Below are 23,507 nucleotides of genomic sequence, written 5' to 3' on the forward strand. Positions count from 1 at the left end.
CATGCGCTGCTCCTGTCTGAAGCGAGGTTGCTAACCCCGCGATCTTCAGCCAGTTCGCCGAACACCCGTTACCCGCAGCCCGCCAGAAACGCCGGCCGCAAACTACCGCGAGAGCAATTTAGTTCTTTGACCCGAAGAGAGACCCGTTCCTTTCAAAGGGCGGACGTCCGATCACGCCGATAGCCGACATTCTCGTTTCCAGGTCCAAAGCGGGCGCGATCGGGGCGCCGATTTCATTTTCCGCCGTCTCATCACCGAAACCGGCCGGAACGAGCTAAATTCTCACGCGAGTTCGAGCCTTTCAGTCGGCCGCCGTCCGACATAGATCGATGCGGCGTCGTGAGCTCACGCCGAGCGCAGCCGCACGACGAATGTCGCTCCGCCGCCTTCGGTCGTCCGCACCTCGATAGAGCCATGCAATTCGTCGAGCAGCTCACGCACGATCGCGAGTCCGAGGCCTGCGCCGCGCGACGCGTCGTTCTTGCGCCAGAAGGCTTCGAAAATACGCTCTCTGTCGTCGGGCGCGACGCCTTCGCCATGGTCGGCGACCTCGATCACCGCTTCGGGGAGAACGCGGACGACGACCGTGCCGCCCTCGGGCTCCGCGCGCACGGCGTTCTCGACGAGATTGGCGACGATGCTCTCGACTGCCCAGCCGTCGATCCGCGCGGCGACCGGCGCGGGCGGCGGCTCGAATGCGATATTGCGGCGATTATCGATGGCGATCGGCATATAGTCCGCAGTGATCGCGAGCACTGTGCGGCCGAGGTCGATCTCGCGGTCGCTTTTCTTGTCGGATCCGCCGCCGAGCCGCGCCAAAATCAGCAATTGATCGACAATCGTCTGAATTCGGCGCACGTCGCGTTCGATGTCGTGCTTGAGCGGCATATCGGACAGCCTGTCCACTCGCGCCCTCAAAATGGCGACAGGCGTCCGCAATTCGTGCGCGGCGTTGGCGGTGAAGCGGCGGTGCCTTTCGACGCCGTCACGAACGCGGTCGAAAGCGCTGTTGACCGCTTCCACGAAAGGAAGGACCTCCGTCGGCAGATCCCTCGGCGCGATCCGCCGGTCGAGCGAGTTCACGTCGACCGCCGCAGCCTCGGCCGCCGCGGACCGCAATGGCGCGAGGCATCGGCGGACAACGAACCATGCGACGGCCGCCACCGCCGCGCACAGCGGAACGAAGGCGACGAAGTTAATCAGCTTCAGATGATTGTAGAGCTGCTGAAGCACGTCGTCCCAATGGAAATATGCGCCATAGACGATGATCCGCATTCTTCCGATCGGCGTCTCCGCTATTCGGTCATAGCCGCGTGCGTCCGGGTTGGGATCGTCGGCGAGATGAAACATCGTCCCGAAGCTCTGGACATTGGCGCTCGCGTCGAAGTTGGACGCGAGTTCCGCGGACGAGCCCGGAAGCAGAGCGCCATCCTTCGGCTCGAAAACGGCGAAGCGAAATTCCGGGTTGCGCCGCATATGGACGAGAAGGCTATGCGTGACCTCGATGCGCATCGTTCCGGACGCGTCCGCGCGAAGCGCGTCGATGACGAGACCGCGGGCTCGCCGCGTCGTCCAGCTCTCGAGGCCGACCTCGGCAATGTCGCCTATGCGCAGAGCGGCGAGCGGCAGATAGACCGTCGCCGGCAGAGTAAAGAAGACGATCGCGAGCGTCGCCACCCAAGAGACGACGAGCTGCGAGGACAAAGATCGCCTAGTCACGCGCGCGCCTTGCGAATGAGGTAGCCGATGCCGCGCGCGGCATGAATTTCGACGCCGGCCGCTTGCTTCTCGAGGCGCTGGCGCAGGCGCGACACCAGCATTTTCAGCGCGTCGATCTGCGCCGCTTCGCCGAAGCCGTAGATATCCTCGAACAGCGAATCGTGGGTGACGGCGCGCCCCACTCGCCGCACGAGGGCCTCGAGCAGCAGCAACTCCCTCCTGTGCAGCACGAATGGCCGCCCCGCGATTTGCGCCTCGCGCGCTTCGAGATCGAAGGACAGATTGCCGACGACGATCGGCGGCTGCGAGCGTCCGCCCGGACGCCGCAGGCTCGCCCTGATGCGCGCCACCAGCTCGTCGGCGTCGAAAGGCTTGGAGAGATAGTCGTCCGCCCCGGCGTCGAGGCCGCTGATCTTGTCGTCTGTCGCGTGCAGCGCGGTGACGAAGACGATGCGAATGCCGGGCCGCAAGCGGCGGATCGTCGGCACCGCGCCGATCGAGTCGCCGTCCGGAAGGCGGCGGTCGAGCAGCACCAGAGGATAGTCCCTGGTCCGCAGCGCCTCCAACGCCTCGGCGATGTCGCCGACATGGTCCGTCACGAATCCCGCATCATCGATGCGGTCTGCTATCAGCGCCGCCATCTCGCGCTGGTCTTCGACTATGAGAATGCGCACAAAGAGCTCCCGCCGCCACGACGCTCCGTACCATGAGAAAGCATTCGCTCCTTCGAACGGCCTCTCCCAGCGATCATTTTCGCAACTGTGTCGAATTTGCAACTACTTGCCCAAATTCGCGTCGCCGCGCCGCGCGATCTCGCCGCCTCGGCGCATCGAATGATATCAATTAATTGATATTACTATATCTTTTTATTGGCGCCCCGGGGCGTGCGCCGTTCGAGCGAGCCGCTGTGTTACGACCAAGTTACCGAACGAGCATAACGATTCGAGGCCCTTATCCAGCGGCGGGGAGCGGCCTTGCGTTATTGGTTCATCATCTGCCTGACGCTGTTGCAGGCGCTGATGTCGATCGGCGGCGCGAACGCTCATGAGCTCGGATGGGCGCATGTGAGAGGCGGCGCGTCCCTCGCCGATCATTGCGGCGACATTCGGCATGGCGATGAGACGCCGGCGAAGGAGGGCCGGACCGGTCAGTGCTGCATTCTCTGCGTGGCCGGCGGCTGCGGCGGGCTCGATTTGGCGACCACGCATGCGCCGACGACGCTCGCCCATTTCTTCTTTTCCACCGCCTCCGCGCGCCGCATCGCGCCCCCGCGCCTCCCCCGGAAGCCGCTCGGATGGGGCTGCTCCTGGTCGTCGCGCGCGCCGCCGACGCTCTCCTGACCCAATGAACGCGGCTCGCTTCCGTGCCGCGCCCTCAATTCGGCTCGCGTCGGCCTCTGCGCCACGCCAGGAGACATGAGACATGCATCGTTCGAAATTGATGCGCGGCGTTTTCGCCGGCGCATTTCCGCTCGTTTCTTTCACCGCCTCCGCCCTCGCGCAGGAGACGCTGCCCGCGATCGACGTCGCTGGAGAGCAGAATGGCGCTCCCGCGCGACGCAATTTGGGTCAGCTCTCCTCGCTCGACGACGGCAAGCAGACCGGCTATGCGCGCAGCAACGCCTTCTCGGCCACGAAGACCAATGCGCCGCTCATCGACACGCCGCGCGCCGTGGTCGTCATTCCGCGACAAGTGCTCGAGGACAATCAGATCCTGAACACACAGGAGGCGGTGAAATTCGTCTCCGGCGTGCAGACGGGCCTGTTCACCTATTACGACGCCTTTCTGATCCGCGGCTTTTCCAACGGCAACAACACCTATCGCGACGGGCTGAAGCTGACCGGCGTGGCCAACGCGTCGGACACGGCCTTCATCGAGCGCGTCGAAATCCTCAAAGGGCCGGCCGCCATGCTCTATGGGCGCATTCAGCCGGGCGGCATGGTGAATTTCGTCACCAAGCGGCCGCAGGAAGAGGCCGCGTACAGCATGCAGGAGCAGTTCGGCAGCTGGGGGCTCTCACGCACCACCGTCGACGCGACCGGGCCGCTCGACAAGGAGAAGACGCTCCTCTACCGCGTGATCGGCGTCTATGACCGCGCCGACGACTTCATCGACTTCCGGCATCGCGACAATGGCTCGGTTCTGGCGCGGCTCGCCTGGCGGCCGACCGAGCAATTCGAAGCGAATCTCTCCTTCCAATACGACCATCTCAAGACCGCCAGCCGCGGCAGCTACGGCCAGATGGTCCCGGCATTGGCGCAGAGCTACGCCATTCCTGGTTTCGTCGGCCGCCCGGCCGGCCTTCCGCGCAATTGGACGCAGATGGACCCGAAATGGTACGACGAATTTCCCGATGTAATGGAGCGTATTCTCGTCGCAGCGGATTGGACCTATCGTTTCGACAATCAATGGTCGGTGACGAACAGGCTCCACTATAATCATGCCGACGAAATGCAATATTATATCCTCTCGCGCGGCTATAATCTCACAACCGGCCAAATGAACCGCAAGCTCAGCTGGAGCCGCGGCTATCGCGACATGTATTCTCTAAATCTCGACGTGAATGGCGAGGTGGAAACCGGACCATTGAAGCACAAGCTGCTCTTCGGCTTCGACTACTTCTGGTATCATCAGGTGTACAAGGGCGACAATCCGCCTGGCACGCCGCCTGCCGGCTTTCCATTGCAGCCGATCCCGGCTCTCGACGTCTGGGCGCCCAATTATGGCGGCATCGACTATTACTCGCTGCACGGATTCGTCGGCCAAGGCTCGGGCAACCTTTTGTCTCGCTCCAATCAGGTCAACTTCGGCTATTACGTCCAGGACGACATCTCCTACGAGGATTTCATCCACTTCCTGATTGGCGGCCGTTACGACGTCGCCTTCGACGTCAACCAAGAAATTTCCGGCGTCACGCAAACGGCGGCCGGCGCGCAGTGCTATCCCTTCTGCGACGGCCACTATAATCCGTCGTGGAAAGGGAACCGGACCGAGCGAAAAATCTCGCCGAACGGCGGCCTGCTGGTGAAGCTCGACGAGAATTTCTCGATCTATGCGAGCTATGCGGAATCTTTCGGCAATTCCAACGCGGCGGCGCAGAGCGCCGACGCCACGCCGCTCAAGTCTCAGGAAGGGCAGCAATTCGAGGTCGGCGCCAAGGCGAGTCTCTTCGACGGAAGGCTGACCGGATCGATCGCCGCTTTCGATCTCTATCTCTCGAACATTCTGACATCGGACCCACGCTTTCCGAATTCGAGCTTCCAGATCGCTGCCGGCAAGGTGCGCAATCGCGGCCTCGAATTGGACGTGGCGGGGCAGGTCACCGACAACATCAGCATCATCGGCAGCTACACGAACAGCGACGCGATCGTCCTCAAGAGCAATGTCACCGGCACGGGCGCCATTCTCGGCAAGCGCTGGCCGGGAGTTCCGCGCCACGCCGGCAATCTCTGGGTGAAATACGACACGGCGCCGGGCGCCAAGGAGGGCTTCGCCTTCGGGGCCGGCTTCTACGCCAATGGCGAGCGGCAGGGAAACGCCACCAATTCCTGGCAGCTTCCCGCCTATGTGCGCTTCGACGCCATGGTCGGCTATCGCTTATTGTTCCAGAATGTGCCGATCGAAGCCCAGCTCAATGTCGTGAATATCGCCGACGCGAAATATTTCGAGAGCAGCGACGGCGGACTCAACGCCGCCTACGGCGCGCCGCGCACTTTCGTCGGCTCGCTGAAAGTGAAATTCTAGCGAACCGAGACGCGCCGGCGGCCGAGGGTGGCGGCCCACGAGCCGCCGGCGTGTCGAATTCATCAGGAGGCCATACAATGATCCGTTCTTTTTTCGTCTTTCTGCATCGCTGGATCGGTCTGGCGATGACTGGATTTCTCGTCGTCGTCGCCCTCAGCGGCAGCCTGCTCGCCTTCAACACCGAGCTCGAGCGCGTCTTCGCGCCGCAGCTCTTCGCTGAGCCGCGCGCGGGCGTTCCGCCGCTCGACCTCGCCGCTCTCGCGCAGAGCGCGCAGGGAATCGTCCTCGACCGGCGCGTCGCGAGCGTGCTCTATGCGGAGCCCGATCAGATCCTCGTCAGCTTCGCCCGGCCCATGGATCCGGCGACCGGCAAGCCCGGCGAGGTCACGGGCTTCGATCAATTGTTTCTCGATCCCTGGACCGGAAAAGAGCTCGGCCGCCGCATGCGCGGCGACATTTCCGAAGGGCTCGTCAATCTCATGCCCTTCATCTACAAACTGCATTGGACCTTGGTTCTCGGACCCCTCGGCGCGTTCACGCTCGGCATAGTGGCCATCGCGTGGTCGATCGATTGTTTCGTCGGCTTCTATCTCACTTTGCCCAATTCGCTCGGCGGCTTTTTCCGGCGCTGGAAGACGGCGTGGCTGGTGAAATGGCGCGGCGGCGCCTATCGCGTCAATCTCGACCTGCATCGCGCGAGCGGCCTGTGGCTGTGGCCGATGCTCTTCGTCTTCGCCTGGTCGAGCGTGCTGTTCAATATGAAGCCGGTCTATTTCTGGGTCACAGAGAGGGTCTTCGATTATCAATCGCCGATGGCCCTCATGAAGGACATGATGGCGCGCCGCCCCAATGACGCGCCCGCGCTCGACTGGCGCGCGGCGCAGGCCATTGGCGAGCGCCTCGCCGCCGAGCTCGCCGAGCAGCGCGGCTTCAAGGTCGTCGCGCCGCTCAGCCTCGGCTATAGCCCCATGGGCGGGCTCTACAGCTATCAAATCCGCACCGACCGCGACGTTTTCGAGCGCTCGCCCAAGGGCGGCAGCACATCGATCTTCTTCGATGGCGATGACGGATCGCTCGTTCGGCTGCATCTGCCGACGGGCGAGCATGTCGGCAATACGGTCGAGAGCTGGCTCTATGCGCTGCATATGACGCGCGTGTTCGGCCGGCCGTTCCAGATCTTCGTCTGCGCGCTCGGCCTCTTCGTCACGCTGCTCTCCGTCACCGGCGTCTACATATGGTGGAAGAAGCGGCGCGCGCGAAAGCTTTCCACGAATCACTCGACCGCACGCTCCACCGGGGAGGAGCCGCGGCTCGAAGCCGACGCGCGTACGCGAGCCGCGACAGGCCATTCACGATAACGAATGGAGGAATCTGTTCCATTGTTTTTCTTCGCCAATTGCTCATTGACGCGCCGCGCTCGTTCCGAGCCCGCGCGCCTCACCCATGGCGCATCGCTCGTCTCTCTCCCTCGTGATCCTGTCGTTGAATTGTGAGGAATGCGATCGACGAAGCAGCGACCGCCGACGCTTGCCGAACGACCGGACCATCGCCGGCTTCGGCGTCGGCGAAATCGCGCCGCCGTCGAGGTCGCGATGAGCATCTCCATGCGCCCCGCGTCGTGACGAACCAAACATGCTCCTGCCGTTCACGGCGCGTCGATCTCGCAAACGCGATCGGTTGTTGATCGGCCGCGGAACATGATGGCTTTGCCGCTGGCGTCGACCATGTGGAAGAGGCCTTGATCGGCGAGGAAATACCAGGCGGTCGTCGGCGCGCCGGCGAACTCGCGCGTCGGATCGCCGGCTGTCACGCGGTCGAGCCGCTGGCCCGCCTTGGCGACCAGGGCGCGAATGAGCTTCATGTAGCGGGGCGCGGCGGCCTGGGCTGCGGCGATACGCGCGGCGCGATCGGGAAGCTGCTCGCCGCGCCGCCGGACTTCCGCCGATATGCGCTCCGCGCCTGCCGGCGCGAGGGCAGGATGCGCGCGAAGCCACGCGCGGTTGAGACCACGCAGATCCTCTGTCTTGTCCAAACCGAAAAAGCGCTCGTCTATCGCTTCGAGCGCGGCGCGTTCGGCGCTCTTGCCGTAATCATAGATCGTCGTCGCGAGGAATTTCGTCAGCCGCGCCCTGCCCAGTGAATCGACGAGGCGGCCCCCTTCGTCGAACAGCGAGAGATGCTTTTTCGCTCCGATCGCCGCCAGGCCTTCGCGGATCAGCCGCACCGAATCGACATGCCAGCGCGAATTGAGGACGAATTGCGGGAAGCCGCCATTCTCCATCTGCGCCAGATAATAATCGACCTCATAGCTGCGCAGCGCCTCCTGTGACATTTCGTCGAAGCGAATATGTTGCGCCAACAGATCGTTGAGGAAGTCGATATTGGCCTGGACGATGTCATAGTCCGGATCGGTGGAGTCGACCGCGCTCTGGTCGACGACGATTGCGTTTTTGCGCGCGGGAATTGCGCAGGCGCGTGACTCGCCTACGATCCGATCGGATCGGAGAAAATCTAGATTCTTCGATCGAATTCTCGCCGACCAGACGATGCCGCCGGATCGGAGAGCGCTCTATGCAAATGCGACATTGGTGGTCTTCAGCGGGACGCTGCGAATACGCTTTCCGGTCGCTGCGAAAAACGCGTTGAGCACGGCGGGCGCGGCGACGCAGATCGTCGGCTCGCCGACGCCGCCCCAAAAGCCGCCGCTCGGCATGACGATCGTCTCCACTTTCGGCATGTCCTTGATGCGCATCGAATCATAATTGTCGAAATTGCTCTGCTCGACGCGGCCGTTCTTCACCGTGATGGCCCCATAGAAGAGCGCCGAGAGGCCGTAGACGAAGGAGCCCGCGACCTGCCGCTCGATCTGAGCCGGATTGACGGCATAGCCCGTATCCGTCGCCGCGACGATGCGATGGATCTTGATCTTGTCGCCATCCTGCACGGAAATTTCCGTCGCCGCCGCGACATAGCTGCCATAGCCCATGAAGGAGGCGATCCCCCGATGCACGCCGGCGGGCGGCGGCGCGCTCCAGCCGATGCGCTCCGCCACGGCGTCGAGCACGGCGAGTTGCTTGGGGCGGTTCTTCATCAGCGCGCGGCGGAAGGCCAGAGGCTCGGCGCCGGCGGCATGGGCCAGCTCGTCGATGAAGCTCTCGAGATAGATGGCGTTGTGATTGATGTTGACGCCGCGCCAGAAGCCCGGCGGCACCGACGGATTGCGCATCGAATGCTCGACGAGCAGGTGAGGGACGTCATAACCGATCTGCGCGTCGCCACTCGGCGCGAGCCCTTGGAAAGCCGCCGGATCGACGCCGTCCTTGATCGCCTCGGGCCGCACGCTCGCCAGAATCGACTGACCCGACAGGCGAATATGCAGGCCGACGAGCTTGTTCTGCGCGTCGAGTCCGCCGACGAGCCGGCATTGCGTCACCGGATGATATTTGCCATGCGCCATATCCTCCTCGCGCGACCACAAGAGCTTCACCGGCCGGCCGGGAAACTGCTTGGCGAGAAGCACCGCTTGGGTGACGTAATCGGTGAAGCCGCGCCGGCCGAAGCCGCCGCCGAGCATGATCTTGTGAACCTCGCATTTTTCCGGCGGCAGGCCCGAGGCGGCGACCACGGCGGCGAAGGCGGCTTCGCCGTTCTGCGTGCCGGTCCAAACCTCGCAGCGCTGCGGCGTATAGAGCGCCGTGGCGTTCAACGGCTCCATCTGCGCGTGATTTTGATGCGGATAGGAATAGACCGCCTCTATCACCTTGGCCGCGCCGGCGATCGCCGCATTCGCGTCGCCGTTGCGATTGCCGACCACGGCGGCCTCTGCGAAGTCCAGCCCCTCGGCCAGCCACGCGGCCGTCGCCGCGCTGGAGGCCGCAGCATTCGGCCCCTCGTCCCAGACGATCGGCAGAGCGTCCAGCGCCGTCTTGGCGCGCCACCATGTGTCCGCCACCACGGCCACCGCCGTGTCGCCCACCGCTATCGCCTTCACGACGCCGGGCAGCCCGGCGATCTTCGCTCCGTCGAAGCTCTTCAGCCGGCCGCCGAAAACCGGGCAATCGGCGATCGCCGCATTCAGCATGTTCGGCAGCTTCAAATCTATGCCATAGACCATCTTGCCATTGGTCTTGTCGGCCGTGTCGAGCCGCGGCAGGCCCTTGCCGGCGATCTTCCAATCCTTCGGGTCCTTCAGCGGCGGGTCGGCCGGCGGCTTCAGCAGCGCGGCCGCCGCGGCGACCTTGCCGTAGCTCGTGGAGCGGCCGGAGGCGGCGTGAGTGATGATGCTGCTCTGCGCCCTGCATTCTGTAGCTGGGACCTTCCATTCGTCGGCCGCGGCCTGGATCAGCATCTCGCGCGCCGTCGCGCCGCCCTTGCGGACATAATCATGCGAGCCCCGGATGCCCCGGCTGCCGCCGGTGGAGAAATCGCCCCATACGCGATTGCGCGCCACGCTCTGGCCCGGCGTCGGATATTCGGTCGTGACCTTGGACCAGTCGCATTCGAGCTCCTCGGCCACGAGCTGCGCGAGTCCGGTGAGCGAGCCCTGGCCCATCTCCGAGCGGGCGATGCGAATGACGACCGTATCGTCCGGCTTCACCACCACCCAGGCGTTGACCTCCGGTGCGCCTTCCGCGGCGAGAGCGCCCCTGGGGGCGCCGGGAATGTCGAGGCCGAGCGCCAGCCCCGCGCCGAGCGAGGCCCCGCCGATGATAAAGCCGCGCCGGCCGAGGGAGAGAGATTGCGTCATGATTGTTCTCCCCTCAGGCCTTGGCGGCGGCGTGAATGGCCTCACGCGCCTGCTGGAACGTGCCGCAGCGGCAGATATTGGTGATCGCCTCGTCTATGTCCTTGTCGGTCGGACGCGGATTCTCGCGCAGCAGTGCGGCGGCCGCCATCAGCAGCCCGCTCTGGCAATAGCCGCATTGCGGCACATCATGCGCGATCCACGCCTCTTGCAGCCGATGCAGAGCGCCGTCCCGGCCGAGCCCCTCTATGGTGGTGATCTTCTTGCCGACGACATCGCCGACCTGCACGCTGCAAGCGCGCACCGCCTCGCCGTCCACATGCACGGTGCAAGCGCCGCATTGCGCGATGCCGCAACCGTATTTCGTGCCCGTGAGGCCGATATTCTCGCGGATCGCCCAGAGCAACGGCGTGTCCGGCGCGACGTCTATGTCGTAGCCACGCCCATTGACGGTCAGCGTAAGGGTCGTCATGCAATGCCTCTCCAACGGCGGCCATTTCACATTTTCTATCAAATCGGTCATATTTAGGAAAGAGCCTGCGCGCCCCCGCGAGCGCCGGAGGCGGGGAAACCTGAAAATCAGCTCACGAAAATCAGCTCACATGGAAATCGCCGGGGCGCGCTCTCCGTCAGACATTCGGGGCGTGGGGGTCGGATGCTCGGCGACGCGGCATGCTCATGACGTCCTTCTCTCGCGCGCCACTTTCCCGATCTTCATAGCCGGTCCCCGCCGTTTTCCTCGACGAATCTAAGGGGAGGCGAGCACGCGCCGCTCATCGAACGGGCTCTTCTTCTTGCGACGGTCGAAGAATTGATTCGGCGAATCTGGACAGCAAGTCAGGCGGGAGAGATAGACGCAGAATTGCAGCTTTCGCGCCCTGCCCCGCAGCGTCCGACGCCAGACGGATTTGTACGACTTTCCGTCGCAACGTCGGTTCCTCGACGACCTCGAGCGCCTCTCCCTCCAAGATAGGGACGTCGATCGGACCATTGTGCGAACGGACATCGCGGGCGATCTGAGATAGCTGCAGGAGAAGAAGAGCCAGGCGCGGCGCCTCGTCGGCGGGAAGAAAAACATTCGCCTCGGCGTCATCGGCTTTGGCGTGAAGAACAATGTCTTCGCCGCCATTGGCGACAGATCCGCTTTCGATAGATCTGAATCCTACGTTGATTGCCATATCGATCATCCTTTGGCTTTTGTCCGCACCCGTGACGCCGCTGCGATGGGGCTCGACGCCTGCGGTTTCGAGGGCTTCGAAGGCTACGCGAGCTGCGGCGACATCGCTCGCCAAACCTTGGTCGTCATCAGATTTTTCCTAATTGGATTCGTGAATTGGCGACCTCCTGCCGACGAGCTGCAGTCGCTATTCGAGTCCGGTCCCGCCCGAAGCTCTTCTCGCGCATGTTCGGTCTCCCCCGCCGAGGCGCGCGTAGCCGCGACGCCGGCGACCGGCGCGGCGCTCGACGACATTGCCGACGCCTTCGGCATTGCGCGCGAGACTGCCGGCAAGCGCCTGAAGGCCGTGTTCGCCCGCCGCATCCTATTTGACCACGAATGATTGGTCACGGCCGATGGCTGTCGCTACCCCAGCGCGCGTAGCGTCGACGCGCTCGGGCGCTCCCAATCCGCGAAGAATTGGATGTCGCGCGGCGCAGCGTCTTCCCTCGACCAGCCGACCGATGTCGCGAATGACGCGCAGTCGGACCGGAAGTGGAACGCCGCCGGGCGTCGCTTTCGGCGTCGGGCCGCGTGCGCGTCAGACGGAATATTTGACGGAGCAGCCGTAAGGCCGCGTCACGGCGTTCTTCACCGGCCGGCCCTGGCTCACGGCGAGAAACGCCTCCTCGAACAATGGCTGGGCTTTCGGAACGTCGGCGACATGTGTCGAGGGGATGCTGTCGATCCCGCCGACGTAGCGCAGCACGCCCTTGGCGTCGATAATATACATGTGCGGCGTCGTCTGCGCGCCATAGGCGTGGCCGATCTTTCCGTCCGGATCGAGGATCACGCCCGTCGGCGCGGCGTCGCGGGCGACCGTCAGCGCATTCGCCGTCGAGGCCTGAACATATCCCTCTTCCCCCGGCCCCGAGGAGATGATCGAGAGCCAGATCGCGCCGGCGGCCGTCGCTTCCTTCTGCAGCTTCTGCATATTGGCGGAATTATAGTGCTTGGCGACAAAGGGGCACTCCGCATTGGTCCACTCCAGAACGACGACCTTGCCGTTCAGGGACGCGAGACTACGCAGGACGCCCTTGGTGTCGGTCGCGGAGAAAGTGGGTGCGGGCTGGCCGACTTGTGGCGCCGCGAGAGCAGGGCCGCTGCGCAGCAGAGCGCCGCCGGCTGCGAGAATGCCGAGGCCCGCCGTCGCGCCGCCGACCAGCGCCTCGCGGCGATCGATCGCGGGAGCCTGCGGGCGGCCGTCGTCCGACGAAAATCGAATTTTCGACATGCAAATCTCCTGTCTTGGCTCGAAGGATCAGTTGACGATGGTTCGCCGCAGCTCTTCCACGACCGCCGCTTCTGTCAGGACCGGGGGAAGAAGCACGGCGTCTTTTCCGCCCGGGGGGTAGAAGACGTAGAAAGGCACGCCGTCATGGGCGAAGCTGCGGAGAAAGGCCGTGATCTCGGGGTTTTGATTGGTCCAATCGCCCTTGAGATAGGCGACGCCGCCGGTTTGGAAGGCGTCCTTCACGGCGGCGGTGGAAAGCGTCGTGCGCTCGTTCACGAGACAGGTGATGCACCAGGCCGCCGTCAGATTGATGAAGACGGGCTTGCCCTCCTGCCGGAGCGCGGCGAGGCGCGCGCTGCTGAACGGCTCGGAGCCGGCGGAGGACGCTGTCGCCGCGACGCTCGGCGTCGTGGCCGCGCCGAGCTGCGGAAGGAGGATGACGAGACCGACCGCCGAAGCCGCGGCGAGTCCGCGCGGAAGCAACGCGCGCCCGCTTCCCTGCTGCGCGACGCCATAGGTCCAGGCGCCGAAGCCGACGAGCAGCGCGCCCGCGAGCGCGACCAGGACGCCGAGGTCGCCCGCCTGCTGCGCGAGGACCCAGACGAGCCATGCGGCCGACGCATACATCGGAAAGGCCATCCCCTGACGCAGGCGCAGCATCCAGGCGCCCGGACGCGGCAGGAGCCGGGCCAGCCGAGGAAAGAGGCTCAGAAGCGCATAGGGGGCGGCGAGGCCGAACCCGAGGGCGACGAAAAGCGCGAGGCAGACGAAGGGCGGCGAGGCCAGCGCCGCGCCGACCGCGGCGCCCATGAACGGGGCCGTGCAAGGCGTCGCCGCGACCACAGCCAGCAGGCCGGTAAAGAAGCTGCCCGCGTGTCCCTGTTTCTGGGAGAGGCTCTGGCCGGCGCCGGTCGCCGTGAGCCCGATCTCGAAGACGCCGGATAAATTCAGGCCGATCGCGAGCAGCAGCCAGCTCATCGCGGCGACGAAAATCGGCGATTGGAATTGGAAACCCCAACCGACCGCAGAGCCGCTGGCGCGCGCGGCGAGCAGAGCGCCGGCGAGCGCCACGAAAGCGACCAGCACGCCGAGCGTGTAGAATAGGCCCGCCAGACGCACCTCGCGCAGCGCGCCGCCCGACAGTCTGGCGACGGCGGCGGCCTTGATGGCGAGAACGGGAAAGACGCAGGGCATCAGATTGAGGATGAGGCCGCCGAGAAAAGCGAAGAGCGCCGCCTGCCCCAGCGGCAGGCTCTCGGCGTCTCTGACGGAGACGCCGAGCCTCGCCCCGCCGCCCGTCCCGCCGATGATCGGCGCAGCGTCCACGCTCGGCGCAATCTCGATCCAGCGTGCGCGTCCATCGTCGCCGGAGATCGACAGCAGACCAGAAGCGTCGCTCTGCGGCGTGAAAACCGGGCCTTTCTCGATGGCGAGACGAAGCCGGCCATCCTCGACGCTGAGCTGCTGCGCGGCCGCATGGACGATGACGCCCCATTCGGCCGGATAGAAGAAGGCCGATTTGACCGCCTGCGGAGAGATATCGCCGCCTTCGACGGTCAGCGCGAGCGCCGCGCCTTCGTCCGTGACGTGCGCGGTCCAGCCGCGTCGCTCCGGCCGGCGGGCGTCCGTCGCAGCGAACGCGGCCGCGACGTCGCCGCTCGCCGGGATCGAGACGGCGGAAACCGGCAGGTCCAGCCGGAAGCTCCCGGTCTCGGGAATGCATTGCTTCGCGCAGACCAGCCAATCGGCCTCCGCCACGATGGAGAAGGTCTGACCGGGCTCGATCGTCGCGGGCGCGGTCACCGTGACGGGGAGGACGATCTCATTCTCATAGCCGAAATTCCGCACGGGACCGACCGCGATGCTATCAGGACCGGGCCAGGCGATCTCGCTCGCCGTCGCGCCTTCGGGCAGCTTCAAGGACAAGTTCGGAGCGACGCCGGCGTCGCCCGGATTTTTCCAGTATGTGTGCCAATGCGGCGCGAGCTTCTGGCGCAATCCGACGCGGAAGCTCTGGCCGGGCGCGACACTGTCCGCCTCGCTGATCAAGGTGACGGTGGCGCGTGGGCTCGACTGCGCATCGCTCTCCGCGGCCTTTGCGCCGAACGGTGCGCCCAAGAGCGTCGCCAACGCCCCGAGAAGAACGATCGATGATGAGCGACGTCGAGCGTCTTGGCGCATGCTCTGTCCCTTTTGCTTTGCGTGGATCCTCGCCGCGCATCGAGATTTCGGCTAGATCCGCGATCGACGGCTTCGGCCCCACGCCAATTGTCTTCGACCGGGGCGCTACGGGACTCCGGAGCATTTCAGCGCTAGAAACATAGTAAAACTATCTGAATAATCGGCTACGTCAATCCGCCTCGCGCGCATCCGCGAGGAGTGCCGCTCAAGACGTCGGCGACGAAGAGCCGAAGCGGCCGCCGTCGCGTTCCGCGGCGGTAGCGCGCTAGAGCCTCGAGATCAAGGGAACGCTTTCGCCGCAGCGGCGTCCAGCGCTCGGGCGAGATCGTCGAAAAGATCGGAGGCGGATTCGATTCCCGTCGAGAGGCGCAGCAGATCGCCTGGAACCGGCGTTCCCGGCCCTTCGACGCTCGCGCGATGCTCGATCAGGCTCTCGACGCCGCCGAGCGACGTCGCGCGCTTCCAAATCGTCACTTGCGCGGCGGTCGCGATCGCCGCTGCGGCGCCGCCTTTCACGCGGATGGACAACATGCCGCCGAAGCCCCCCTGCATCTGTCGCCGGGCGACCTCATGGCCCGGAAAGCCGGGAAGGCCGGGATAAAGGACCTCCGAGACGGCCGCGTGCTCGGCGAGCCGCTCGGCGAGCGCGAGCGCCGACTGAGACTGCGCGCGCACCCGCAGGAAAAGGGTGCGCAGCCCGCGCTGCAGAAGCCATGCCTCGAATGGCCCGAGCACGGCGCCGTTGCGCGCCAGGATCGCGCGAATGCGATCCCACAAGTCGTCGCGTCGCGCGGCGACGACGGCGCCCGCCACCACGTCGGAATGTCCATTCAGATATTTCGTCGCGGAATGAACGACGAGATCGGCGCCGAGCGACAATGGCCGCGTGAGCACGGGCGACGCCGCAGTGGAGTCGACTGCGAGCCGCGCGCCGGCGCGATGGGCGATCGCCGCCGCCGCGGCGATATCGGCGATGGTCCACAGAGGATTGGCGGGCGTTTCCACCCAGACGAGACGCGTCTCGCCGGGGCGGACCGCGGCTTCGAGAGCAGCCGCATCCGCCAGATCGACGAAGTCGATGCGTAAGCCCCAGCGCGTCGCAAAATCGGCGAGCCAGCCACGCAGAGCCCAATACATGACCTTAGGCGCAATCACATGATCGCCAGGGTCCAGAGCGAGAAAGACAGACGTGGCGGCCGCCATTCCCGATGAGAAGAGAAGCGTTTCCGCCCCTCCTTCCAGCGCGTTCAATGTCTGAGCGGCGACCGCATATGTCGGATTGTCGGGACGCGAATAGATACGCCCTTCCGGGAAGCTGTTGTCGCGCCCGCGCTCATAGGTCGTCGACGGATGAATGGGCGGGATGAGCGCGCCGACGGAGGCGTCGACCTTTCCGCCGGCTTGCGCGGCTATAGTTTCAGGCTCGGTCATGCGTGCGGACCTCGATTTGACGGAAGAAGGCTGCGAGCCTTCGAATATGAGAAGCGCGCCGTCGAGCAGCGAACCGGCGCGCAGGGGCGGTCTTCACGATTTTGCATTCGCGCCCTTTCGCTTGTCGAACCTCGCCGAGGCCTTGTCGCCGACCCATTGCAGCGCGGACACGAGCGCTATGAGCAGGAGGACGACGACGATCATGACATTGGTCTCGAAGCGCTGATATCCGTAACGAATGGCGAGATCGCCGAGCCCGCCCGAGCCGACCGCCCCCGCCATGGCGGAAGCGCCGATCAGCGTCACGAGAGTCACGGTGAAGCCGCTCGTGAGGCCCGGCAGCGCTTCTGGAATCAGCACTTTCGAAACGATCGTCCAACGGCTGCCGCCCATCGCGCGCGCCGCCTCGATCAGGCCCGGATCGACCTCGCGAAAGGACAGCTCGGCGATGCGCGCATAATAGGGGATCGCCGCGAGCGACAAGGGAACGATGGCGGCCGCAACGCCGATCGACGTGCCGACGATCCATCGCGTGAGCGGAATCGCCGCGACGAGGAGAATGATGAACGGAACGGATCGGACCGCGTTCACGACCGCGCCGATCAGCCGGTTGAGCCAAACGCGCTCGACGATTCCGTTTCGATCGGTCATGACGAGCAGCAGTCCGAGCGGCAGCCCCAGCGCGAGCGAAACGAACCCGGCGGCCACTGTCATGACCAGAGTTTCGAGGAAAGCTCGCCAGAGCAGCTCAATCATCGCCGGCGACATGGCCGAGAACCTCCGCCCCGCTCGCGCGCTGGCGCAGATAGTCCAGCGCAGCGGAAAATCGCGCTTGATCGCGCCCATCGGCTTCGAGAAACAGCGCGCCGATCTCCTCGCCATTCACGCGGTCCACGCCGCCGTGGACCAGGGTGGCGCGCAGACCCGTCGCGAGGGCGAGATCCGCCAGCAGCGGCGCGCGCGCCTCAGCGCCGATGACGACGATTTTCAGCAGGGTTCGCTCTCCCCGGCCGGGGACGAGGCGCGCCGCGAGCTCGTCCGGCAATGTCGGTCGAAAGGCGCGCAGAAGGCTGCGGGTCGTCGCGGCGCCCGGCGAGGCGAAGATACGCCAGCTCGGCCCTTCTTCGACAATTCTCCCGCCGTCGAGCACCGCCACGCGGTCGGCGATGGCGCGAACAACGCTCATTTCATGCGTCACCAATAGGATGGTGAGATCGAGCTTGCGGTTGATATCCCGCAGCAATTCCAGGATCGCGTCCGTCGTTTCGGGATCCAGGGCGGACGTCGCTTCGTCCGACAGCAGCAGCGCCGGTCGCGCGGCGAGAGCGCGCGCGATGCCGACGCGCTGCTTTTGGCCACCGGAGAGCTGCGCCGGATAGGCGCTCGCCTTGTCGGCGAGCCCGATCAGATCGAGCAGCTCGGCGACGCGCGCTTTGCGGGCGGCGCGCGGCTGGCCTTCGATCTCGAGCGGCAAAGCGATATTGCCCGCCACGGTCTTCGCCGACATTAGATTGAAGTGCTGGAAGACGATGCCGATTCTACGACGGAACGGCTGCAGCTCGCGCTCGCTGAGCCCGATGATCGAACGCCCTTCGATCTCGACGTCGCCGCTGTCGGGGCGCTCGAGACCATTGAGGCAGCGGATGAGCGTCGACTTGCCGGCGCCGCTGCGGCCGATGAGGCCGAGAACCTCGCCGCGGCGAATCGAGAGCGAGACCTGGTCCAAGGCGATCGTCCCACCGAACCGCTTCGTCACCTCGCGCAGCCGCACGACAGGCGGCGGGCCGCTCTCGCTCGACGAGTCGAGCGTCGATGCGTCGAAGGAAAACGTCGGCGCGTTCAAGCGGGACCTTCGGGGCAATCGTCATTGTGGACGCCGGCCATGGAATTCACCATGCGGGAAGGCCTGTCCCATGGAAGATTTTTGTCAGCGCGTTCTTCACCACGTCGTTCTGATAGGCGCCGACGAGCGTCCTGACCCAGGGCTCGTTCTCACGGCCGGCTTTTACAGCGATGAAGTTCCGGTAAGGATTGTCGGCGACAGGCTCCTGCGCAATGCGATCCTCGACGCGCAGCCCGGATTTGAGCGCCCAATCGGTGTTGACCACCGCGGCCGAAAGGTCGTCGATGACGCGACCGACGACGCCGGCGTCGAGCTCCTTGATCACGAGACCTTTCGGATTATCGACGATGTCCGCGGTCGTGGCGAGTATGCCCGCGCCGTCGCGCAGCTCGATCAGCCCGACCCGTTGCAGGAGGATCAATGCGCGCCCCTCATTCGACGGATCGTTGGGAACGCCGATGATCGCGCCTTTCGGCAAATCGGCCGGAGAACGGACCTTGCGCGAATAGAGGCCGATCGGCCAGACCGCGGTGAAGCCGACAGGCGTGATGTGGTAGCCGCGCGTCCTGATCTGATTATCGAGATAGGGCTTGTGCTGAAACGCATTGGCGTCGACGTCTCCGCGTTCCAAGGCCTCGTTGGGCTGGGTGTAGTCGTTGAAGACGACGGTCTTTATGGTCAACCCATTCGCGGCGGCCTGCGCCGCCACCACTTTCCAAAGGTCTTCATCCTCGCCGCCGATAATGCCGACACGCACTGTGGCCGCGACCGCCGGCGCCGCGAGAAGCGTGAGAGCGGAAAGGGCGAGAGTCGAAGCCAGCGCGAGCCAGAAGATCGAACGGCGAACGCATTTCACTAAGGCCGCTTCGGTGGAAGCGCGTCCCGCTCTGTTTGGAGCCCTGGTCATTGCGTCGATCCTGTGGCCGCGTGATCTCAGCACAAAAAGAGCTAACCCTATCGGGAATGTCAATATAGTTGGCGATCGATCGGGAACCACGCCGAACCGGCGAGCAGGTCTCGAACGAGGAGGCGATCGACTACGCCCGCCGGCTCGCCTCGACAGAATCGCGGAGGGCGCTCAAAGCGTCGCCCCCGTTCTCGCCGCTCGAAGCAGGCGCAGGCGCTTGCCATGCAGCCCGGGACCGAGGAAGACTTCAGCCTCGCTCTCGCTTTGCGGGAGCATGTCCAGTCGAAACGCAGGGAGCGGCGCCCATGCGAATTCTCTTGGTGGAAGATCAGAGCGAGCTCGCGGGAGAAATCCGGCGACGAATGCGGCGCGATGGTTTCGCGGTGGATCATGTCGGCTCGGTGGGCGATGCGCTGGAGGCGCTGCGGGCGCATTCTTACGCCGTCGCCATGCTGGATCGGCGACTGCCGGATGGGGATGGTCTCGCCATCGTCCCGGAGATCAGACGGCGTCAGCCCGGCAGCCGCGTGCTGGTCCTCTCCGCGCTGGATGCGGTGGACGAGCGCATCAACGGCCTCGACGCCGGCGCCGACGACTATCTCACCAAGCCCTTCGACCTCGACGAGATGATGGCCCGCATACGCGCGGCCTTGCGCCGCCCGGGCGCCGACGCCGCCCCGCCGATCCGCGTCGGCGCGCTGGAATTCGACCCCGCAACGCGCGCCGTCGCCATCGACGGCCGGCCCGCCGTGTTCCATCATCGCGAGCTGGCGCTGCTCGAGGGGCTCGTGCGCCGCGCCGGCCGTGTCGCGGAGCGCGAGGCTCTGGCCTCGGAGATTTGGGGCTTCGACGAGCCTGTGCAGTCGCATGCGTTGACGATCATCGTCTCGCGCGTGCGCGCGCGCCTGCAGAAGCTCGAGGCGCGCGTCGACATTCATATGGTGCGCGGCGTCGGCTATTTTCTCTGCGAGACGGAGGAATGAGGCCGCCGCCCTCGCTCACGCGCCGATTGATCGTCGATCTGTCCTATATGCAGCTCATCGCCATCGTCGTCGCATGGCTCGGAACCACGGCGCTCGGCGGGCTCGGCATCGTCGGCGCCAATGATTATTGGATCGATGAATTCTACAGCTATTACTATATTCGCGATCTTGTCTTGCAATCGATCGTGCGGGACGCGGACGGAACGCGGCATATCGAGCCCAATGCGGCGCTCCGCGACGAGATGCGACGCACCCCGACTTTGCGTTACGCCGCTCTGGAGTCGATCCGCGGACCGGCTCTCCCCGGCTCCTCCGAGGATATTTCCGCGGCGCTCATCGGGATCACTTCGGTGGAGACGCGCGGGCTCGACTTTTTCTTCATCTCCGATGCAGGCCGTCGCACGGCGGCCTCCGTCTGGCGCTGGAAGACTCCGACCGGGAACCTATTCATCGCCTCTGGCGGCATGACCTTCAACTGGAAGGATGTCGTCTACGCTTTTCGAAACGAGCTCGTCTCCCAGAGCCTCTATCTCGCGGTGGTGTTCTCCGTTTCGGCGGCAGTCGCCTGGCTCGCCGTGCGACGCAGCCTCGCCCCTTTGCGGCGCGCGGCGGAAGCGGCCGAACGCATCGATCTCGAATCGCTCGGCCAGGGCCTATGCGTCGATGATGCGCCGAGCGAGATCCGCCCGCTCGTCGATGCGGTGAATCGAACGCTGAAGCGTCTCGACGCCAGCGTCGCGCGCATGCGGCGCTACACCGCCAACGCCGCGCATCAATTGCGCACGCCGGTCGCGATCCTGCGCGCGCGCCTCGAAAACCCGGAGGAACGCGGCTTTCGCGTCGATCTCCAGCGCGACACGCGCCGCATCCAACTGATCGTCGAGCAGATGCTCGTCGCCGCGCGCTTGACCGAAGGCCAAGCGTCGCCGGATCGAGATCTCGATCTCAGCGCCGTCGCGCGCGGCATCGTCGCCGATTACTCGCCGCTGATCTTCAAGGCCCGCCGTCGCATCGCCTTCGAGGCGCCCGCGGCGCCCGTCGCGCTGCGCAGCAATCGCGTCGCGATCGAATGCGCCCTCGCCAATCTCATCGACAATGCGTTGCGCGCCGAGCCGGAGGGCGGGACTGTGCTCGTGCGGGTCGGCGCCGATCGCACGATTCGCGTGATCGATCATGGAGAGGGCGTCGATGAAAAGCATAGGGGGCTCATCTTCGAGCCCTTCTGGCGGCGCAGCGACGAAACGCCCGGAAACGGTCTCGGCCTCGCTATCGTCCAGGAGCTGATTGCATTGCTCGGCGGCCGCATCGGCGTCGAGACCACGCCGGGAGGCGGGGCGACATTCGCGCTGTCCTTCCCGGCGCGCCGCCGCGAGGCGCGAGACGAGAGCGATCACGCGCGACCCTGACGGCGACCGAGAGCCCGCGTGCGGGCGCTCTCCCGTGTGAAGAGTAAGCGGGGCGCGGGGGCGTTTTCCGCCGCCGGCCCCGCCCTTCGTCTCGCAGCTCAGGCTTGCTTCACATCCGGCGGCGTCGCCTCGGCGGCGAGCGCGGCCAGCGCGTCGGAAAGGCTCGCCGAGCTTTGCGCCTGCGAGCCGAGACGGCGAATGGAGACGGTGCGCTCGGCCGCCTCCTTCTTGCCGACGACGAGCAGCGCCGGGACCTTGGCCAGCGAATGCTCGCGCACCTTATAGGTGATCTTCTCATTGCGCAGATCGAGATCGACCGAAAGACCGAGCTTGCGCGCTTCCGCCGCGACCTCGAGCGCATAGTCGTCGGCGTCCTGCGTGATGGTGCACACCACGATCTGCAGCGGCGAGAGCCACAGCGGCAGATGACCGGCGTAATGCTCGATCAATATGCCGGTGAAGCGCTCCAGCGAGCCGAACATGGCGCGATGGATCATCACCGGCGTCTTCTTCTCGCTGTCGGCGCCGATGTAGAAGGCGCCGAAACGGCCCGGCAGATTGAAGTCTACCTGCGTCGTGCCGCATTGCCATTCGCGGCCGATGGCGTCGCGCAAAGTATATTCGAGCTTCGGCCCATAGAAGGCGCCCTCGCCCGGATTGACGCCGGTCTCGAGGCCGCGCGCCTTCAGCTCGTCGAGCACCTTGTAGAGCGCCGCCTCCGCCTTGGCCCAGGCTTCATCGGAGCCGACATGCTTCTCCGGCCGGGTGGAGAGCTTCACCACCACATGGTCGAAGCCGAAGTCTTTGTAGATCGTCAGGATGAGGTCGTTGATCTTCAACGCCTCCTCCATGATCTGATCCTCATTGCAGAAGATATGCGCGTCGTCCTGCGTGAAGGCGCGCACGCGCATCATGCCATGCAGCGCGCCCGACGGCTCGTAGCGATGCACAATGCCGAATTCGGCGATCTTCACCGGCAGGTCGCGATAGGACTTCAGCCCGTTTTTGAAGATTTGCACATGGCCGGGGCAGTTCATCGGCTTCAACGCGAAAATGCGCTCGTCCTCGGTCTTGGTGAGGAACATGTTCTCGCGATAGGTCTGCCAATGGCCGGAGGTCTCCCACAAAGCGCGATCGAGCACCTGCGGCGTGTTCACCTCGCGATAGCCCGCGGCCTTCTGGCGCCGGCGCATATAGGAGACGAGGCTCTGGAACAGCGCCCAGCCCTTCTCGTGCCAGAAGATCGTGCCCGGCCCCTCCTCCTGGAAATGGAAGAGATCCATCTCCCGGCCCAAGCGCCGATGATCGCGGCGCTCGGCCTCCTCGAGGCGATGCAGATAGGCGTCGAGGTCCTCCTGCTTCGCGAAAGCGGTGCCGTAGATGCGCGAGAGCATCGGGTTGTTGTGATCGCCGCGCCAATAGGCGCCCGCCACCTTCATCAGCTTGAAGGCGGTGCCGACTTTGCCGATCGACGGCAGATGCGGGCCACGGCACAGGTCGAGCCAATGGCCCTGGCGATAGATCTTCAAGTCCTCGCCGCCGGGAATGCTCTCGATCAGCTCGCGCTTGAAGGCCTCGCCCTTGGCGGTGAAATAGGTCTTGGCCTGGTCGCGGCTCCAGACTTCCTTGGTGATGGCGGCGTCACGCGCGACGATCTCGCGCATCTTCTTCTCGATGGCGGGAAGATCGTCCGGCGTGAACGGCTCGGCGCGATAGAAGTCGTAATAGAAGCCGTTCTCGATCACCGGGCCGATGGTGACCTGCGTGCCGGGAAACAGCTCCTGCACGGCCTCCGCCAGCAGATGCGCGCAGTCGTGACGGATCAGTTCCAGCGCGCGCGGATCCTCGCGGCCGACGAACTCGATTTTGGCGTCGCGGTCGATCGTATCGACGAGGTCGCGCAGCTCTCCATCGAGAGCCATGGCGACCGTTCGCTTGGCGAGGGAAGGGGAAATGCTCTTGGCGATATCGAGGCCGGAGACGCCGGGCTCGAATTGACGGGACGCCCCGTCGGGGAAGGTTACGGCGATCATATGCTCTCCTCATGCGCCCACTCGCCGATACAAGTCGGCGTAAGTCGCTTTCGGCCCGAGATGGGC

19 protein-coding genes are annotated in these 23,507 nt (G+C 65.0%); 6 read left to right on the top strand and 13 right to left on the bottom strand.

The genetic code is table 11. From position 1 onward, the window contains the following. Positions 1-345: 345 nt before the first annotated feature. Positions 346-1,719 (bottom strand): HAMP domain-containing sensor histidine kinase, encoded by a 1,374-nt coding sequence (locus K369_RS18620; RefSeq protein WP_084570730.1) that lies wholly within the window; start codon positions 1,717-1,719, stop codon positions 346-348. Beyond that, positions 1,716-2,393 carry a response regulator transcription factor gene (locus K369_RS18625; protein ID WP_036293201.1) on the bottom strand — a complete coding sequence of 226 codons (678 nt, stop codon included), beginning with the start codon at positions 2,391-2,393 and terminating at the stop codon, positions 1,716-1,718. Before K369_RS18625 ends, K369_RS18620 begins: the two co-directional genes overlap by 4 nt. Before the next feature lie 300 nt (positions 2,394-2,693). Between K369_RS18625 and K369_RS18630 the strand changes: the two genes are divergently transcribed. From K369_RS18630 to K369_RS18640, 3 genes are all read left to right on the top strand, one after another. Continuing rightward, the gene (locus K369_RS18630) at positions 2,694-3,059 is read left to right on the top strand and encodes a hypothetical protein (protein WP_036293204.1); all 366 of its coding nucleotides are present in this window, start codon (positions 2,694-2,696) and stop codon (positions 3,057-3,059) included. An 82-nt stretch (positions 3,060-3,141) separates the two neighbouring features. Next, the gene (locus tag K369_RS18635; RefSeq protein WP_036293210.1) at positions 3,142-5,463 is read left to right on the top strand and encodes a TonB-dependent siderophore receptor; all 2,322 of its coding nucleotides are present in this window, start codon (positions 3,142-3,144) and stop codon (positions 5,461-5,463) included. A gap of 77 nt (positions 5,464-5,540) precedes the next feature. Further along, complete coding sequence (locus tag K369_RS18640; protein WP_084570731.1) at positions 5,541-6,821, top strand: PepSY domain-containing protein; 1,281 nt, start codon at positions 5,541-5,543, stop codon at positions 6,819-6,821. Between the two features lie 287 nt (positions 6,822-7,108). Here K369_RS18640 and K369_RS18645 read toward each other — a convergent pair whose 3' ends face one another. The 4 genes from K369_RS18645 to K369_RS18660 form a co-directional block, all read right to left on the bottom strand. After that, the gene (locus tag K369_RS18645) at positions 7,109-7,822 is read right to left on the bottom strand and encodes a DUF4375 domain-containing protein (protein WP_051949396.1); all 714 of its coding nucleotides are present in this window, start codon (positions 7,820-7,822) and stop codon (positions 7,109-7,111) included. Positions 7,823-8,032: 210 nt separating this feature from the next. Beyond that, on the bottom strand, positions 8,033-10,210 hold the full coding sequence (locus tag K369_RS18650) for a molybdopterin cofactor-binding domain-containing protein (protein WP_036293220.1): 2,178 nt from the start codon (positions 10,208-10,210) through the stop codon (positions 8,033-8,035). 13 nt (positions 10,211-10,223) lie between these two features. After that, a complete protein-coding gene (locus K369_RS18655) occupies positions 10,224-10,679 on the bottom strand; it encodes a (2Fe-2S)-binding protein (RefSeq protein WP_036295818.1) in 456 nt (151 codons plus the stop codon). 301 nt (positions 10,680-10,980) lie between these two features. Beyond that, positions 10,981-11,394, bottom strand: coding sequence for a hypothetical protein (locus K369_RS18660; protein WP_036293223.1), 414 nt, complete (start codon positions 11,392-11,394; stop codon positions 10,981-10,983). A gap of 36 nt (positions 11,395-11,430) precedes the next feature. On the opposite strand from K369_RS18660, the gene K369_RS18665 reads away from it, so the two are divergent. Then, the gene (locus K369_RS18665) at positions 11,431-11,766 is read left to right on the top strand and encodes a hypothetical protein (RefSeq protein WP_036293225.1); all 336 of its coding nucleotides are present in this window, start codon (positions 11,431-11,433) and stop codon (positions 11,764-11,766) included. 198 nt (positions 11,767-11,964) lie between these two features. Here K369_RS18665 and K369_RS18670 read toward each other — a convergent pair whose 3' ends face one another. From K369_RS18670 to K369_RS18695, 6 genes are all read right to left on the bottom strand, one after another. Further along, entirely contained in the window at positions 11,965-12,657 is a 693-nt protein-coding gene (locus tag K369_RS18670; RefSeq protein WP_084570732.1) for a redoxin domain-containing protein, read from the bottom strand. A gap of 27 nt (positions 12,658-12,684) precedes the next feature. Continuing rightward, on the bottom strand, positions 12,685-14,775 hold the full coding sequence (locus tag K369_RS18675) for a protein-disulfide reductase DsbD (protein WP_245278243.1): 2,091 nt from the start codon (positions 14,773-14,775) through the stop codon (positions 12,685-12,687). 342 nt (positions 14,776-15,117) lie between these two features. Then, entirely contained in the window at positions 15,118-16,269 is a 1,152-nt protein-coding gene (locus tag K369_RS18680; protein ID WP_036293229.1) for a PLP-dependent aspartate aminotransferase family protein, read from the bottom strand. Positions 16,270-16,362: 93 nt separating this feature from the next. Then, positions 16,363-17,037 (bottom strand): methionine ABC transporter permease, encoded by a 675-nt coding sequence (locus tag K369_RS18685; protein ID WP_036293234.1) that lies wholly within the window; start codon positions 17,035-17,037, stop codon positions 16,363-16,365. Next, complete coding sequence (locus tag K369_RS18690; protein WP_036293236.1) at positions 17,018-18,112, bottom strand: methionine ABC transporter ATP-binding protein; 1,095 nt, start codon at positions 18,110-18,112, stop codon at positions 17,018-17,020. Before K369_RS18690 ends, K369_RS18685 begins: the two co-directional genes overlap by 20 nt. A gap of 46 nt (positions 18,113-18,158) precedes the next feature. Continuing rightward, positions 18,159-19,019, bottom strand: a complete 861-nt coding sequence (locus tag K369_RS18695; RefSeq protein WP_036293238.1) for a MetQ/NlpA family ABC transporter substrate-binding protein — start codon at positions 19,017-19,019, stop codon at positions 18,159-18,161. Positions 19,020-19,324: 305 nt separating this feature from the next. Between K369_RS18695 and K369_RS18700 the strand changes: the two genes are divergently transcribed. Both K369_RS18700 and K369_RS18705 read left to right on the top strand, forming a co-directional pair. Beyond that, positions 19,325-20,002: a response regulator transcription factor gene (locus tag K369_RS18700; RefSeq protein WP_036293242.1), complete on the top strand. Its 678-nt coding sequence runs from the start codon at positions 19,325-19,327 to the stop codon at positions 20,000-20,002. After that, complete coding sequence (locus tag K369_RS18705) at positions 19,999-21,408, top strand: HAMP domain-containing sensor histidine kinase (RefSeq protein WP_051949397.1); 1,410 nt, start codon at positions 19,999-20,001, stop codon at positions 21,406-21,408. The genes K369_RS18700 and K369_RS18705 overlap by 4 nt, the downstream gene beginning before the upstream one ends. A gap of 98 nt (positions 21,409-21,506) precedes the next feature. Here K369_RS18705 and thrS read toward each other — a convergent pair whose 3' ends face one another. Beyond that, complete coding sequence (thrS, locus tag K369_RS18710; RefSeq protein ID WP_036293244.1) at positions 21,507-23,441, bottom strand: threonine--tRNA ligase; 1,935 nt, start codon at positions 23,439-23,441, stop codon at positions 21,507-21,509. Positions 23,442-23,507 lie beyond the last annotated feature (66 nt).

The organism is Methylosinus sp. PW1 (assembly GCF_000745215.1).
Taxonomy (GTDB): domain Bacteria; phylum Pseudomonadota; class Alphaproteobacteria; order Rhizobiales; family Beijerinckiaceae; genus Methylosinus.

What these genes read in the sequence shown, in the direction of transcription:
- K369_RS18635 (WP_036293210.1), top strand. Translation starts at nt 3,142, where the DNA reads ATGCATCGTTCGAAATTGATGCGCGGCGTTTTCGCCGGCGCATTTCCG.
- K369_RS18640 (WP_084570731.1), top strand. Translation starts at nt 5,541, where the DNA reads ATGATCCGTTCTTTTTTCGTCTTTCTGCATCGCTGGATCGGTCTGGCG.
- K369_RS18650 (WP_036293220.1), bottom strand. Translation starts at nt 10,210, where the DNA reads ATGACGCAATCTCTCTCCCTCGGCCGGCGCGGCTTTATCATCGGCGGG.
- K369_RS18655 (WP_036295818.1), bottom strand. Translation starts at nt 10,679, where the DNA reads ATGACGACCCTTACGCTGACCGTCAATGGGCGTGGCTACGACATAGAC.
- K369_RS18660 (WP_036293223.1), bottom strand. Translation starts at nt 11,394, where the DNA reads ATGATCGATATGGCAATCAACGTAGGATTCAGATCTATCGAAAGCGGA.
- K369_RS18665 (WP_036293225.1), top strand. Translation starts at nt 11,431, where the DNA reads ATGGGGCTCGACGCCTGCGGTTTCGAGGGCTTCGAAGGCTACGCGAGC.
- K369_RS18670 (WP_084570732.1), bottom strand. Translation starts at nt 12,657, where the DNA reads ATGTCGAAAATTCGATTTTCGTCGGACGACGGCCGCCCGCAGGCTCCC.
- K369_RS18680 (WP_036293229.1), bottom strand. Translation starts at nt 16,269, where the DNA reads ATGACCGAGCCTGAAACTATAGCCGCGCAAGCCGGCGGAAAGGTCGAC.
- K369_RS18685 (WP_036293234.1), bottom strand. Translation starts at nt 17,037, where the DNA reads ATGTCGCCGGCGATGATTGAGCTGCTCTGGCGAGCTTTCCTCGAAACT.
- K369_RS18695 (WP_036293238.1), bottom strand. Translation starts at nt 19,019, where the DNA reads ATGACCAGGGCTCCAAACAGAGCGGGACGCGCTTCCACCGAAGCGGCC.
- K369_RS18700 (WP_036293242.1), top strand. Translation starts at nt 19,325, where the DNA reads ATGCGAATTCTCTTGGTGGAAGATCAGAGCGAGCTCGCGGGAGAAATC.
- K369_RS18705 (WP_051949397.1), top strand. Translation starts at nt 19,999, where the DNA reads ATGAGGCCGCCGCCCTCGCTCACGCGCCGATTGATCGTCGATCTGTCC.
- thrS (WP_036293244.1), bottom strand. Translation starts at nt 23,441, where the DNA reads ATGATCGCCGTAACCTTCCCCGACGGGGCGTCCCGTCAATTCGAGCCC.